Source organism: Campylobacter sp. P0103 (genome assembly GCF_002139545.1).
Classification (GTDB): Bacteria; Campylobacterota; Campylobacteria; order Campylobacterales; family Campylobacteraceae; genus Campylobacter; species Campylobacter devanensis.
Genome location: NZ_MJKG01000001.1, coordinates 156,673 through 169,917 on the forward strand (window position 1 = coordinate 156,673; position 13,245 = coordinate 169,917).

A 13,245-nucleotide genomic window follows, 5' to 3' on the forward strand; every position below is an offset into this window, starting at 1 on the left:
ATTTAATCTTTACCAATCAACCATTGTAATATATGTAGAGTTATCATCTATGATAATTGTAGTGTAATTAAAAAAAAGGGGGGGGCTAATGAAGCAATAATACAGATGTAAAACTAAACAATAATAATTGTAGTTGATATATATGCTCTTACTATTTTAAATTTCAATAATTTAAATCTAAGATATAAAATTTACTTACCACCCTACTTTATTATATTTTTATTTAATATGTAAACAAATCACCGACTAAAACTTAGCCCATAAACACCCCAAAAAGCCAATTTAGATCACAACTAGCCTCACCAATTCACCCTTCAAACTCAATCTCAATACTATATCCCCTACTATTTAGCGTATGTCTTACGCTTGTTATGCTAAACTTTTTTAGTTCTATATCGCTGTTTGTATTTTTAAACACTATAGAGCCGCCAGTAATGATATTAGCCCCTGCTAGGCTACACCTACCGCTGATACCGCCTTTTTTAAGCTCATTTAGCTTTGCATTTGCTTTAGCGTATGCCTCGCCATCACTTTTAGGCTGGCTTATTCTCATATTGTAACTAGGCTCGCCACTACCAGCACGAAGATGGCGCATAGCCCCACTGCTAATATCTTGCCACTGCAAAACAACGCTTTGATATACATTTCTATAAGCTTCATTAATTTCAAGGTTATATAGCTCTTTTGTGTCTATTTCATATTTTGGCGCATTGCTTACTCCAAAATCTATCTTTTTAGCTATAATCAAGGTAGAGTTTTTAACTGCAAATGAAAAACAAAAACTCATAGTTTGATTTTGCTAAAAATATTCCCAAATAACGTTAAAATGAATCACTAATCTATTTTTATATCAATTATATTTATAAATTTAAATTTTTTAGTAAACTAATCAATTTGAATTTTATTAAGCAAATATTGATTTTGGTAATTGTATTATTATATATTTTCAGATTTTAATTTAATAAAATAAGGATTTAAAATTTAATTTGAATTATTTAATATTACAAATTATATGGCTTAATATCGCTCAATTATCACTGCAGCAATTGCAAATCCACCATCGTGAGTTATACTAAGAGAAGTATTTTTAATATTAAATTTATAAAGTGTTTCTGTATTAAATTTGATTTTTGGCGCACCTTTATTATCTTTATAAATTGTAGCATCACCAAATCCAAATTCAGCTCCGATACCACAACCAAGCGCTTTACTAATAGCCTCTTTAGCAGCCCAAAAACCAGCTAAAGTTTCATCGTTTTTAGCTAGCTCAATTTCACTAGGATTTAAAAATTTACGCAAAAAAAGATCGCCGTGCCTAGCCTTGGCTGCAGCGATCCTTTTAATACTGACAATATCAATACCTATCATTGTACAATAAAATCAGTAAAAAATACATTTTTGATATATCCATCTCTTAGGACTTCATTTATTCTAGTTACCAATTCATCTTTGAGACGCTCTTTGCCTTTAGCTGTGCTTACATCTTCATAAGTTTTAGCCGAAAGAGTTCTAATGATTATATCTCTAATTAGTGCTTGTTTTTTATCTATTTCTGGACTTAAAGTCTGTTCACTTAATTCCAAATTCATAGTAGTTTTTAGATATCTTGTACCACTCTCGCTAAGTAAATTTACTACATACTGATCCATTGGGTACATAGGGCCGATGTTAAAAAAGTCATTTGACCTCTGTTTTGGAGCCATATGTGATGCTGGTGTATCAGCTGCTTGAGACACTTGTTTATCATCTCCTCCGCTCATCAAAAGCATTGCAACAATTATTCCAATGATAAGTAAAAAGACCACTACGCCTATAATCGCTATTAGTACCACTGGACTCTTTTTACCTTCATTTTTTACATCTTCATCTGATGCTGCCATTTTTTCTCCTTTTTCTCTGTATTATATTTTAAATTTGCTTAAATATCCCAACTGTTTATTTGCCGACTATGTTTTTTAATACGCCAATCCCTTCGATTTCGCACTCTACAATATCATCTTTTTTGAGATATTTTGGTGGAGTAAAACCCATTCCAACACCACTTGGTGTACCTAAAGAAATTATCGTTCCAGCCTTTAGTGTCATTCCAGCACTTAAATCGCTTATTACATATGCTGCATCAAAAATCATATCAGCAGTATTTGCATTTTGACGCAATTCTCCATTAACTCTAGAATTTATTTTCAAATTTGATATATCTAGATTAGTCTCAATCCATGGCCCCATAAGCGTTGAGCCATCTAGGCTTTTACCATAATACCACTGCTTATATCGATTTTGGATATCTCGTGAGCTGATATCGTTTAAAATTGTATATCCAAAAACATATTCTAGCGCCCTATTTTGCGCTACATTAGTTGCGTCTTTGCCAATTATTAGTGCCAACTCAACCTCATAATCTAAAGTTTGTGTAATATGACTATGACTTGGGAATATTGCCCCATCACCTAAAATATAATTTGCTCGTTTTCCAAAATATACAGGAAATTCTCTTTTGCCATCAAATTCAATCTTTTTAAACCTATAAGACTCCTTAGCGTGTTCCATATAGTTAATTCCAAGACAAATAATATCTTGAAGAGGCGATAATATTGGTGCTAAAATCTCTACACTGTCATATGGTTCACCACCTGTTTTTGTACTAAGGTCTTCTAAAATTTGACGTTCATCTTGACTTAGTGTGATGATTAATTCGTTCATATCCTTTTTATTTATTCCAGCATAACTAATATCAATTATGCGGTTATTTGCACTTAATATACCAAGCTTTATATTTTCATCTTTTTTATAGGTGATTAGCCTCATTTTTTAGCCTTATTTATAGCTAATTTTAGTCTTATAAAGCCCTCTTTTAGCTCTTTTTTGCTTAAATTCAAAGGAGGTAAAAATCTTAATGTATCCTTACCAGATCTTAAAATCAACAGCCCACACTCTAGTGATTTAGCCACTATTTTAGCTAGAAATTCAACATCTTTTACTACTATACCTTGCATAAGGCCAATACCAACTCTTTTTTCAAAAATATCACTATTTTTACTGACTAATTTCTCTAAATTTTTTTCAAATTTAGCTATAGTTTTATTTAGTTTTCCACTACTCTTTAGTGTCTCTAACTCGCTTAAGACGAACTCAGCTACACTTGTAACCAAAAATCCACCACCAAAGGTGCTACCATGATCTCCTGGCGAAAATATAGATTTTCTAGTTGCACACGCACTAATTGGCACACCATTACCAAGCCCTTTGGCAAATGTGATGATATCGGGTGTGATATCATATAGCTTAGAGGTAACAAACTCCCCTGTGCGATAGACGCCACACTGGACTTCATCAGTAATTAGTAAGATATCTTTTTGATTTAAAATTTTAGCTAAATTTTGAACTTTATCCTTATCAAGTGGATTTATCCCGCCTTCACCTTGAACTAGCTCTATTATCACAGCTGCGGTATTTTCATTTAAATTTGCGATAATATCATCTATGCTATCATAGAATTTAAATCCATCTGGATAAGCACCAAATTCATCTGGATGAAATTTATCCTGCCCTGTCATCGCTAAAGTAGCGATTGTCCTGCCGTGAAATGAGTTTTTAAGGCTGATAATTTCGCTTTTTCTACCCTTGCTAAAACCAAATTTTCTAGCTAATTTTATCGCACACTCATTTGCTTCAGCACCACTATTAGCAAAAAATAGCTCATATCCACCACCAAGTAAATTTGATATCTTATCAGCAAGTTTAGCTTGCGGGGCGATATTATATAAATTTGAAGTGTGCAAGAGAGTTTTGGCTTGTTTTGCGATCACTTTCGCTACGCCTTTGTGGCTATGGCCTAAAGCACAAACCCCAATCCCACTAGCAAAATCTATATAATCTTTGCCACTATCATCCCATAAAATAGCACCATCTCCACGCACAAAGCCCACATCGGCTCTAGAATAGTTATTCATTAGCATAAATTAATCCTTATAGTGAATTTGCGGCAAATTCCAATTTCTATAGTATGCTACAAGCCGCCATGTAACACCAAATGTAAATAACACAAAAATACAATAAATATTAGTTAGTCCTGCTAGATGCATTAGATAATAAATCGCTCCAACACCCATACTAATCGTACCATATAATCCAGTTTTTAAAAACCACGGAACCTCATTTAATAGCATATCTCTTATAATTCCGCCACCAACACCATTAAAAAACGCCACCATAATCACGCCAAAAATATTAAGCCCAAATTCCAAAGATACAATAGCCCCAACAATAGAAAAGCTTACTACATCCACAGCATCAGTCATAATAAATATAAATTTTTTATCTAGATTATTTCTATCTTTTTGGTGAAATTTAAGTAAAAACGCCAAAATCATAACAGCCAATACAATACAAACAGGAATATAATGCGTAAAAGAATATGCAGGGCGACCCACGATAATATCACGAATTAATCCCCCACCAAGTGCAGTTAAAAATGCTGCTAAGAATACGCCTAGCCAGTCACAGCCTCTGCGTATTCCAAACAAAAATCCGCTCAAAGATGCTGAGGCTATACCGACATATTCTGCAAATAAAAAAGCTTCCATTGCTAACTTTGAGCTTTATAAGATTTAGAATTCAGATTTAATAGATTCAATCCATTTATCAGCTCTATCTTGCCAATCTTTGTCATTTTTATAATCAATCGCAAGACCAATAAATTTGCCATTTATAAATGATAATGAATTTTTAAACGCATATCCATCAATATCAGTAGCACCTACAAGCTTAGCACCACGAATTAATGGTAAAAACTCTACTAAACCATCAAGAAATGTCGTAGGATGTTTAACCTGTCCGCCTACACCTACTAAAGCTAGAGTTTTACCGCCAAACTCAGCCTCAGCTATAATATCCAATTTAGCTTTAAAATCTTTTTGTAGTTCTCCATGGCCATGTGTAGAAGCTGCGAAAATCAACTTATCATATTTGGTTAAAAAATCAATCGTAAGATCTTTTGCGTCAATTACTTCACTATCAAAACTCTGACCTATATACTCTGCTACAACTTTAGTATCTCCGGCATTTGAGCCATATACTATACCAACTTTTGTCATTTTATTTCCTTTAAGAGTTGAATTTAAAGGCTAAATTATATCAAAGCAAACTCTAAAATTTGCTTAATTGTATTAACATAAAGAGCAACCAAAGCCAATAATTAGGCTTTGGTTTGTGAAGATTATTGCATACATTTAGCAGCGTATGCAAGTCCTAGATCATAAGCTTTATTGTTTGCTTCTTTTACCTTATCTGGAACTGAGCTTAACATCTTATTTCTTACAATCTCTTCATCCATAACGCCTGTGAATTTAACAGCTACACCAAGAGCGACAACGCTTTGAGTAATCACATTTCCAACTTCATCTTTGGCAATTGAGATGATAGGAATTTCATGGATTTTCCAGCGTTTTTTGTCCTCTTCACTAGGCTTAACCAAATTTGGCTCTACTACGATTATACCGCCATCTTTGACACCATCTTTAAAGGCGTTATAGCTATTTTGAGCAGTTGCTAGCATAAAGCAAATTTCGCCCTCATTAGCATATGGATATTTGATCTCTTCATCGCTTAAAATTATATCAACCTTTGTTGGGCCACCACGCACTTGAGAAGTATATGTTGAGGCCTTGACTCCATATCCGCCAGCTTCAATTTTAGCCGCTGATAAGATCTCTCCAGCCAATATAACACCTTGACCACCAACACCAACAAATCTTAACTCTGTTAAACTCATATTATCTCCTCAAAATTCACTTTTGTCTTATTTTGAGCTGCTTCTTTAACCTTAGCATATGCTTTACAATACTCTATGCGATTTTCATCTTTAAATAGCACACCAGTAGGGAATTTACCTTTTTTCTCTTCATCGCTTAATACTTCAAATTTAGCCTTAGGTAGAGTTCTCTCATCTATCCATTTAACCATCTGAGTAGCTTCGCCCATTTTGTTTTTTCTACCTAAATTTATATGACAGTTAGAGAATATATCAAAAAAGCTATAACCCTCGTGTTTAAACCCTTCGATTAGCATTTTTTCTATTCTAGTTGGGTTAATTACAGTCTCACGACCGACAAATGTCGCACCGGCTGCTGTTGCTAATTTAGCAGCGTCAAAATTTGGATCTATATTTCCCCATTGAGCTGTAACAGTCCAAAATCCTTGTGGAGTTGTAGGGCTTGTTTGTGAGTTTGTAAGGCCGTAAATAAAGTTATTAATTAAAATGTGATTAATATCTATATTTCTACGACATCCATGAATTGTATGATTACCACCGATTGCTAAGCCATCACCATCACCAGTTATTACTATTACATGCTTATCTGGATTTGCTAGTTTGATACCTGTAGCATATGCGATCGCACGGCCGTGAGTTGTATGGACTGTGTTGCAATTAACATAGCTTGAAAAGCGTCCGCTACATCCGATACCACTTACCACGCAAACATCATCCATATTCCATCCCATCGCATCTATAGCACGGATAACACTTTTTAAAATTACACCATCGCCACAACCCCAGCACCAAAGTGTTGGCATTTTGCTTGTTCTTAAATAATTATCATAATTAAAAGCCATAATTAAAACTCCTTGACTTTGCTAATAATTTCACTCGGGCTAATCGGTCTGCCGTTTGCTTTTAATAGTGTTTTAAAATCATCTCTTAAAGCACATCTTTGTATCTCACCTAGATATTGCCCCATATTTAGCTCAGTTACTAAAATATTTTTAAATTTAGAGCATATCTCTTTGATTTTAGCTTCTGGGCTTGGCCATATAGTAATAGGTCTAAATATACCTACTTTTATGCCTTCATCTCGAAGTTTATCTACCGCTTCTTTAGCTGCTAAGCTCACACTTCCGTAACAAATAATACAAATATCAGCATCTTCTAGCTTATACTCTTCAAATTTTATCACTTCATCTAGGTGGGCGTGAATTTTATTAAATAATCTTTTGATATTATAATCAACTATTTTACCATCTTCTGTAGGGAATCCTGTAGGGCCGTGATGTAGGCCTGTGATGTGATAGCGATAACCTTTGAAAAATGGATTTAGCGTAGCTGGCTCATCCTCTTTGGCTTCATATGGATTATACTCTGCTGGATCGCCTTTAAATTCTCGTCTAGGCTCGATTACTAAATCCTTAACATCTGGTATAGTAGCCTTGCCTTGCATATGACCTATAGTCTCATCAAGTAGCAAAAATACAGGCGTGCTAAATCTATTTGCTAGATTAAATGCTCTTACTGTTTCAGTGTAAATTTCATCTAAATTTCCTGGCGCTACTGCAATAGAGCAAAAATCCCCATGGCTTGGGCTTTTAGCTTGTAAAATATCGCCTTGTGCTACACGAGTTGGAAGGCCAGTTGATGGGCCACCACGCATTACATTTGCGATTACCAAAGGAATTTCAGCGATAAATCCAAGGCCAATTTGTTCAGCTTTGAGCGAAATACCAGGGCCTGAGCTTGCTGTCATAGCCTTCGCTCCAGTCATACTAGCACCAAGTGCTACTGAAATACCGCCGATCTCATCTTCCATTTGGATAAAATTACCACCACTTTTTGGTAGTGCTACGCTTAATTCATGTGCGATTTCGCTTGATGGGGTAATAGGATAACCACCAAAAAAATTACAGCCACACTCGATAGCTGCTTTTGCTGCTAAAGCATTTCCTGTCGTTATTAACTCTCTCATTTTATATCCTTAATTAACTTTCCTAAAATGATTTGCCTTGATTGCGGCTGCTCTCTCCTTAGCTTCAGGGCTAAGTTTTGCGAATTTAAATCCCTTTTCAGCCACATAAATAGCAAAATCAGGACAGTGAAGCTCACAATCTCTACAGCCGATACATGACTCTGGATGGCTAACTTCTATCATCATTCCTTGAATAGCGTGGATATCTTCTTTCATATTTAAAACACCAGCAGGACAATAGCTTACGCAAATATCGCAAGCCTTACACCTACTCTCATCGACCCAAACAGCTGTATTAAGCGGTTGTTCTATCATTACTATCTCCTAATTAAATTTAAGTCTAACTTAAATCAAATTTCAAGCTACAATTGTAGCGACTCAATTACTTGAAAAATCAAGCATCCAAATACCTAAATTTTGCCAAACGCAAAACTAAATTTTAAAACTTTTTACGAAACTTTATCTGAAAAAAGTTAATAAAATAGATAAATAAAAAAACTAAAATTTTATCTTTAGCTAAAGTTAATATTAGCACCATTTATATTAAAATTTTTAATATAAATTATAAATTCTTCTATGCTTTTATCTAAAATTTCTCTATCTTTTGGCTTTAAATTCAGCTCTAAAATCTCTTTTACGCCATCTTTTGAAATTTTAACCAAACGACTAAAAGCTATCAAATTATCATCCAAAACCGAGCAACTAAGCACCTTAGAGTCCTCATTTATCAAGGCTTGACAGATATTTATAACCCCAGCTGCTGGCGCATAAAATGCAGATGTATTCATCAATTTAACTATTTTCGCTCCGCCATTTATGGTTTGAGATCTGATATTTTCATATTCATCTATACTTAAATTTTCATCAACCAAGCATATCATATTATCATTATGCATACCTATTACACAAGATTTTGAGTCAGTTACACTCGTGCCTAGATGATTTTTTAAAGCAAATTTAAGTCTAGCACTATCAAGTTCTCCGGCCATTCCAATAATCTTTTTTCTATTAAATCCACTAGCTTTAAATGCTACATATACCATTATATCAAGCGGATTTGTAACGACAATTATAGTGGAATTTGGGGCAAATTTGGCGATTTGACTAGATGATTGAGCTACTATATTAGCATTAATTTTAGCAAGTTCGGCCCTACTTTGGCCATCTTTTCTAGCTACTCCAGCTGTGATGATAACAATATCAAAATCACTTAAAAGCTTATAATCATCACCGCCAACTACCATAATATCCAAGCCCAAAGCAATCGACATTTGTGATAGATCAATTGCTTTGGCATTAGCTAAATTTTGGTTGATATCAATGAGTGCTATCTCATCACACATCTGCTTAGAAATGAGAAGACTAGCTATGCTAGCTCCTACATTTCCGGCGCCTATTATTGCTATTTTCACAACTTATTTCTTTAAAGATTCGTTATATATGGCACTTGGTCTCATCACGGCTGAAACCTTCGCATCATCAAAGATATAGTATCCGCCGACATCTACCTTGTTTCCTTGAGAGCCGTTTAACTCATCTGTAATTTTAGCTTTATTCTCATTTAAAGCAGCTGCTATACCGGCAAATTTAGGCGCTAGATCGCTTTTTGCTAGTTCATTAGCCCAGTATAGTGCTAAATAGAAGTGGCTACCGCGGTTATCATTTTCACCTACATTTTTGCGTGGTGAGTTGTCATTTTTAAGGTAGCTTACAATTGCTTTATCTAAAGTATCGGCTAGTATTGTGGCCTCTTTTTTACCGCTTACGCTAGCTAAATGTTCCAAACTCGCACCAAGAGCTAAAAATTCACCCAAGCTATCCCAGCGAAGGTGATTTTCTTCTATTAGTTGTTGAGCGATTTTAGGCGCACTTCCACCAGCACCAGTTTCAAATAAGCCACCGCCATTTAAAAGTGGGACTATTGAGAGCATTTTCGCACTCGTTCCAAGCTCTAAAATCGGGAATAAATCTGTCAAATAATCCCTTAATACATTACCTGTAACGCTAATAGCGTCTTTGCCAGTTCGTATTATAGAGATTGATTTTTTGATCGCTTCAGTTGGGGCTGCGATACTAATATCTAGGCCATTTAGTTCATAATTTTTAAGCTCTGAATTTACTATTTGGATCATACTAGCATCGTGTGCTCTAGCACTATCTAACCAGAATATCGCAGTTGAGTGTGTGGCTTTGGCTCTATTGATCGCTAGTTTAATCCAATCTTTAATCGCTTCGCTTTTTGCTTGCATAGCTCTAAATATATCGCCACTCTCAACTTCAAATTCCATTTTATCACCATTTGTGCTACTAAGTGTGAATTTGCCATCTTCGCTAGCTATAAATGTCTTATCGTGGCTACCATACTCTTCTGCTTTTTTCGCCATCAAACCTACATTTGATACGCTACCGATAGTTGCTGGATTTAGTGCTCCATTGGCTTTTAAATCATCAATTGTCGCTTCATAAATTGTCGCATATGTGCGATCTGGGATTACTGCTAGAGTGTCGGCTGTTTTGCCGTTTTTATCCCACATTTTACCGCTATTTCTTATCATTGCTGGCATTGAAGCGTCTATTATCACATCGCTTGGGACATGTAAATTTGTAATTCCTTTATCGCTATCTACCATCGCTAAATCTGGGTTTTTGTCTAAAATTTCATTGTATTTTGCTATGATTTTGTCTTTTATAGGTAGATTTTCTATTTTAGCAAATAGATCTTTTAAGCCGTTATTTGGTACCACGCCAACTGAATTTAGCTCACTTCCAAACTCATCAAATATTTCAGCGAAAAATACTTTCACAAAGTGGCCAAACATAACCGGATCGCTTACTTTCATCATTGTGGCTTTTAGATGGACTGAGTAAAGTAAAGACTCTTTTTTGGCTTCTTCTATGGTTTTAGCGATAAATTTATCTAGTTTAGCAACACTCATAAATGTAGCACTAATCACATCGCCAGCGGCTGCTTTTATACCATCTTTTAATACTTTTGTGTTGCCATTTTTGTCTGTAAATTCGATTTTAAATTCGGTTGGTTCTTTGACTATTACAGATTTTTCATTGCCGTAAAAATCCCCACTATCCATATATGCTACTCTTGTTTTAATAGTGCTATCCCAAGCACCATTTTTGTGTGGAAATTCTTTGGCATAAGCTTTGACGGCACTAGCACATCTTCTATCTGAGTTACCCTCTCTTAAAACTGGATTTACCGCACTTCCTAAAACTTTAGCATATCTTGCTTTGATATCAATCTCTTTTTCATTGGATGGATTTTCTGGATAGTTTGGTACATTAAATCCTTTTGATTGAAGCTCTGCAATAGCTGCATTTAACTGCGGAAGTGATGCTGAAATATTAGGGAGTTTGATGATATTTGCTGTTTTTTCTTTGGTCATTTCGCCTAGGATTTCTAGATAATTTGGAACTTTTTGATTATCTTTTAAATTTTCAGGGAAATTAGCCAAAATTCTACCAGCTAATGAAATATCCATAGTATCTATACTGATACCACCACGACTTAAAAACTCCTTAATAACAGGAAAAAGTGAAAAAGTAGCCAATGCTGGCGCCTCATCTGTGTAAGTGTAAATTATATCTGCCATTTATGTCCTTTATTTAAAATTTTTCTTATTTTATCAATTTTTAACTAAATTAAACCATTAAACTATAAATAATTTTTATAATTAATCTAAATTTAAGTTTATTCTATCTTTTTTGGGTAATCAAAGAGCAAAACTCTCCCAATTTTAGCCCTTATATCTTTAAACTCATTCACATCAAACTCAATACCAAAAACTCCACCCGTAGGGATATCGCCGATATGGCTATCGCTTAAAATCTCGCAAATTTGAGTTAAAGTATCGTTGTGACCTACGATGAATATGGTATTTAAAGAGCTATCAATATGATTTATGATATTTAGATAATCTTGCGTTGTGGCCTCAAAAAGTGAGTTTTCAAACTGAATTTTACCACTAAAATTTATATTTTTAGCGATGATTTTGGCGGTTTTGGCCGTTCGCTTAGCTGGTGAAGAGATGATAATCTCTGGTAAGATATTTTTGTTTTTTAGCCTAGTGGCCATCACTTTTGCAGCCTCTTTACCTTTGGGGCTTAACGCCCTATCAAAGTCAGTAGCGGCGACTTTTTTAGCCTTTGCGTGGCGAATAAAATATATAGTTTTCATGCTCTCTCCTGAAATTTTTGAATTCTATCAAGTTCAGCTTTGCTAAAACCTGCTAATAATCTATGCTCTATATCTAGTGCTCTTTTTGCTTCAAATGCCTTTGGATAGCATTTTCGTACTATTTCAATCCATGAATTTGGATCTACATTTGCTATTTTACAAGCGAATTTAAACCACTTATCACCCTTTTTGACATGTTCTATCTCCTCTTTATGAATTACTTTTAATATCTCTAAAATCCCATCTCTATCGCCATTTAAAGCTAATTTTTCCATCATAAAAAGATTAGCATCAAGACCATTGGCCTCCATATATCTAGGTAGAATCGCCATACGATTTATGAGTGAATTTTGGGTTTTGATTAGAGCGATAAATAATCCATCATGGACGATATAATCACCATATTTCACCCCTAAAGACTCCATCTTATCAGATATCATCTTAAAATGTCTAATCTCATCATTAGCCACTTCTAACCAATCAAGATAATACTCCATCGGCAAATTTCTAAATCTATAGCAAGCATCCAAAGCAATATCAATCGCACTATACTCTATATGAGCAATTGAGTGTAAAAAAGCCTCATTAGTGTGCTTTTGCTTTATCTCTTTCATAGATTTTATAGAGCAAATCTTAGAATAACTAGGTACACTAAGCTTAAAAATATCGCTATTAAAATTCATATCACAACTATGAAAATTGCTATAAATTTGGCTAAATTTAGAAAATTTTTGCTCCAAATCACAAGAGTTCAAGCACTCCCAAATCTCATCAAAAAATCTCATCTAAATACCTTTAAAAATCCAGCCAAATATCCCACGCCAAATCCTATCAAATGAGCATACCACGCTACACTAATCCCCATTAAAAGCGGCGCAAAACTAACTAATAATATAACTACTATAAGCCCTTTGCGATTAAATTTATCAATACAAGCTAAAAATCCAAGCAACACCGATATAGCCCCACTCGCACCGACTAAATTCACACTCTCAAAAGCTAGATATCCAAGGCTTAAAAATCCAGTTATAACCCCGCCAAAGATATATAAAATGCCAAATTTAATCCACCCCAAATATCTCTCTAATATCATCCCAAATTGATAAAGCACTATCATATTCATCAAAATATGCATAAATGAGCCGTGGATAAACATAGATGTAAGAATCTGCCAATATGCCCCAGCAAAAAATAGCTCATTAAGACCAAAAAATATACTAAATTCATAAGGATTATATACAAAATATTCTAAAAAATATATAGCACAATTTAACGCTATTACCGCTGCTGTAAATCCTAAATTTCTCATATCAACCC

Annotated in this window: 16 protein-coding genes; all 16 read right to left on the bottom strand. The window is 34.5% G+C overall.

The genetic code is table 11. The features are described from left to right. Positions 1–307: 307 nt before the first annotated feature. The 16 genes from CIGNP103_RS00775 to CIGNP103_RS00850 all read right to left on the bottom strand — a co-directional run bounded on the left by CIGNP103_RS00775 (position 308) and on the right by CIGNP103_RS00850 (position 13,237). Positions 308–787: a hypothetical protein gene (locus CIGNP103_RS00775; RefSeq protein ID WP_086252466.1), complete on the bottom strand. Its 480-nt coding sequence runs from the start codon at positions 785–787 to the stop codon at positions 308–310. Positions 788–1,017: 230 nt separating this feature from the next. Continuing rightward, complete coding sequence (gene acpS, locus CIGNP103_RS00780) at positions 1,018–1,368, bottom strand: holo-ACP synthase (RefSeq protein ID WP_086233198.1); 351 nt, start codon at positions 1,366–1,368, stop codon at positions 1,018–1,020. Then, the gene (fliL, locus tag CIGNP103_RS00785) at positions 1,365–1,880 is read right to left on the bottom strand and encodes a flagellar basal body-associated protein FliL (protein WP_086252467.1); all 516 of its coding nucleotides are present in this window, start codon (positions 1,878–1,880) and stop codon (positions 1,365–1,367) included. The genes acpS and fliL overlap by 4 nt, the downstream gene beginning before the upstream one ends. Before the next feature lie 55 nt (positions 1,881–1,935). Beyond that, positions 1,936–2,805 (bottom strand): fumarylacetoacetate hydrolase family protein, encoded by an 870-nt coding sequence (locus tag CIGNP103_RS00790; RefSeq protein WP_086252468.1) that lies wholly within the window; start codon positions 2,803–2,805, stop codon positions 1,936–1,938. Further along, positions 2,802–3,956, bottom strand: coding sequence for an aminotransferase class III-fold pyridoxal phosphate-dependent enzyme (locus CIGNP103_RS00795; protein ID WP_086268416.1), 1,155 nt, complete (start codon positions 3,954–3,956; stop codon positions 2,802–2,804). Before CIGNP103_RS00795 ends, CIGNP103_RS00790 begins: the two co-directional genes overlap by 4 nt. A 3-nt stretch (positions 3,957–3,959) precedes the next feature. Then, positions 3,960–4,583: a trimeric intracellular cation channel family protein gene (locus tag CIGNP103_RS00800; RefSeq protein WP_086224500.1), complete on the bottom strand. Its 624-nt coding sequence runs from the start codon at positions 4,581–4,583 to the stop codon at positions 3,960–3,962. A 24-nt stretch (positions 4,584–4,607) separates the two neighbouring features. Next, positions 4,608–5,093 carry a flavodoxin domain-containing protein gene (locus tag CIGNP103_RS00805; RefSeq protein WP_086268417.1) on the bottom strand — a complete coding sequence of 162 codons (486 nt, stop codon included), beginning with the start codon at positions 5,091–5,093 and terminating at the stop codon, positions 4,608–4,610. A 122-nt stretch (positions 5,094–5,215) separates the two neighbouring features. Then, the gene (locus CIGNP103_RS00810; RefSeq protein ID WP_086268418.1) at positions 5,216–5,770 is read right to left on the bottom strand and encodes a 2-oxoacid:acceptor oxidoreductase family protein; all 555 of its coding nucleotides are present in this window, start codon (positions 5,768–5,770) and stop codon (positions 5,216–5,218) included. Beyond that, on the bottom strand, positions 5,767–6,612 hold the full coding sequence (locus CIGNP103_RS00815) for a 2-oxoglutarate ferredoxin oxidoreductase subunit beta (RefSeq protein ID WP_086224497.1): 846 nt from the start codon (positions 6,610–6,612) through the stop codon (positions 5,767–5,769). Before CIGNP103_RS00815 ends, CIGNP103_RS00810 begins: the two co-directional genes overlap by 4 nt. Before the next feature lie 2 nt (positions 6,613–6,614). Continuing rightward, positions 6,615–7,736: a 2-oxoglutarate synthase subunit alpha gene (locus tag CIGNP103_RS00820; RefSeq protein ID WP_086224496.1), complete on the bottom strand. Its 1,122-nt coding sequence runs from the start codon at positions 7,734–7,736 to the stop codon at positions 6,615–6,617. A gap of 9 nt (positions 7,737–7,745) precedes the next feature. Then, the gene (locus CIGNP103_RS00825) at positions 7,746–8,051 is read right to left on the bottom strand and encodes a 4Fe-4S dicluster domain-containing protein (protein ID WP_086224495.1); all 306 of its coding nucleotides are present in this window, start codon (positions 8,049–8,051) and stop codon (positions 7,746–7,748) included. A gap of 197 nt (positions 8,052–8,248) precedes the next feature. Continuing rightward, on the bottom strand, positions 8,249–9,148 hold the full coding sequence (locus CIGNP103_RS00830) for a lactate/malate family dehydrogenase (protein WP_086268419.1): 900 nt from the start codon (positions 9,146–9,148) through the stop codon (positions 8,249–8,251). A 3-nt stretch (positions 9,149–9,151) separates the two neighbouring features. Beyond that, positions 9,152–11,344 (bottom strand): NADP-dependent isocitrate dehydrogenase, encoded by a 2,193-nt coding sequence (locus CIGNP103_RS00835; RefSeq protein WP_086252472.1) that lies wholly within the window; start codon positions 11,342–11,344, stop codon positions 9,152–9,154. A gap of 98 nt (positions 11,345–11,442) precedes the next feature. After that, entirely contained in the window at positions 11,443–11,928 is a 486-nt protein-coding gene (locus tag CIGNP103_RS00840) for a SixA phosphatase family protein (RefSeq protein WP_086252473.1), read from the bottom strand. After that, positions 11,925–12,713: a ferritin-like domain-containing protein gene (locus CIGNP103_RS00845; protein WP_086241284.1), complete on the bottom strand. Its 789-nt coding sequence runs from the start codon at positions 12,711–12,713 to the stop codon at positions 11,925–11,927. Before CIGNP103_RS00845 ends, CIGNP103_RS00840 begins: the two co-directional genes overlap by 4 nt. Continuing rightward, positions 12,710–13,237, bottom strand: coding sequence for a rhomboid family intramembrane serine protease (locus CIGNP103_RS00850; RefSeq protein ID WP_086224487.1), 528 nt, complete (start codon positions 13,235–13,237; stop codon positions 12,710–12,712). Before CIGNP103_RS00850 ends, CIGNP103_RS00845 begins: the two co-directional genes overlap by 4 nt. Between the last annotated feature and the right edge of the window lie 8 nt (positions 13,238–13,245).

Bases quoted from the DNA above. Each gene is read 5' to 3' on its own strand.
- CIGNP103_RS00775 (WP_086252466.1), bottom strand. From the start codon at position 787: ATGAGTTTTTGTTTTTCATTTGCAGTTAAAAACTCTACCTTGATTATA.
- acpS (WP_086233198.1), bottom strand. From the start codon at position 1,368: ATGATAGGTATTGATATTGTCAGTATTAAAAGGATCGCTGCAGCCAAG.
- fliL (WP_086252467.1), bottom strand. From the start codon at position 1,880: ATGGCAGCATCAGATGAAGATGTAAAAAATGAAGGTAAAAAGAGTCCA.
- CIGNP103_RS00790 (WP_086252468.1), bottom strand. From the start codon at position 2,805: ATGAGGCTAATCACCTATAAAAAAGATGAAAATATAAAGCTTGGTATA.
- CIGNP103_RS00795 (WP_086268416.1), bottom strand. From the start codon at position 3,956: ATGCTAATGAATAACTATTCTAGAGCCGATGTGGGCTTTGTGCGTGGA.
- CIGNP103_RS00800 (WP_086224500.1), bottom strand. From the start codon at position 4,583: ATGGAAGCTTTTTTATTTGCAGAATATGTCGGTATAGCCTCAGCATCT.
- CIGNP103_RS00805 (WP_086268417.1), bottom strand. From the start codon at position 5,093: ATGACAAAAGTTGGTATAGTATATGGCTCAAATGCCGGAGATACTAAA.
- CIGNP103_RS00810 (WP_086268418.1), bottom strand. From the start codon at position 5,770: ATGAGTTTAACAGAGTTAAGATTTGTTGGTGTTGGTGGTCAAGGTGTT.
- CIGNP103_RS00815 (WP_086224497.1), bottom strand. From the start codon at position 6,612: ATGGCTTTTAATTATGATAATTATTTAAGAACAAGCAAAATGCCAACA.
- CIGNP103_RS00820 (WP_086224496.1), bottom strand. From the start codon at position 7,736: ATGAGAGAGTTAATAACGACAGGAAATGCTTTAGCAGCAAAAGCAGCT.
- CIGNP103_RS00825 (WP_086224495.1), bottom strand. From the start codon at position 8,051: ATGATAGAACAACCGCTTAATACAGCTGTTTGGGTCGATGAGAGTAGG.
- CIGNP103_RS00835 (WP_086252472.1), bottom strand. From the start codon at position 11,344: ATGGCAGATATAATTTACACTTACACAGATGAGGCGCCAGCATTGGCT.
- CIGNP103_RS00840 (WP_086252473.1), bottom strand. From the start codon at position 11,928: ATGAAAACTATATATTTTATTCGCCACGCAAAGGCTAAAAAAGTCGCC.
- CIGNP103_RS00845 (WP_086241284.1), bottom strand. From the start codon at position 12,713: ATGAGATTTTTTGATGAGATTTGGGAGTGCTTGAACTCTTGTGATTTG.
- CIGNP103_RS00850 (WP_086224487.1), bottom strand. From the start codon at position 13,237: ATGAGAAATTTAGGATTTACAGCAGCGGTAATAGCGTTAAATTGTGCT.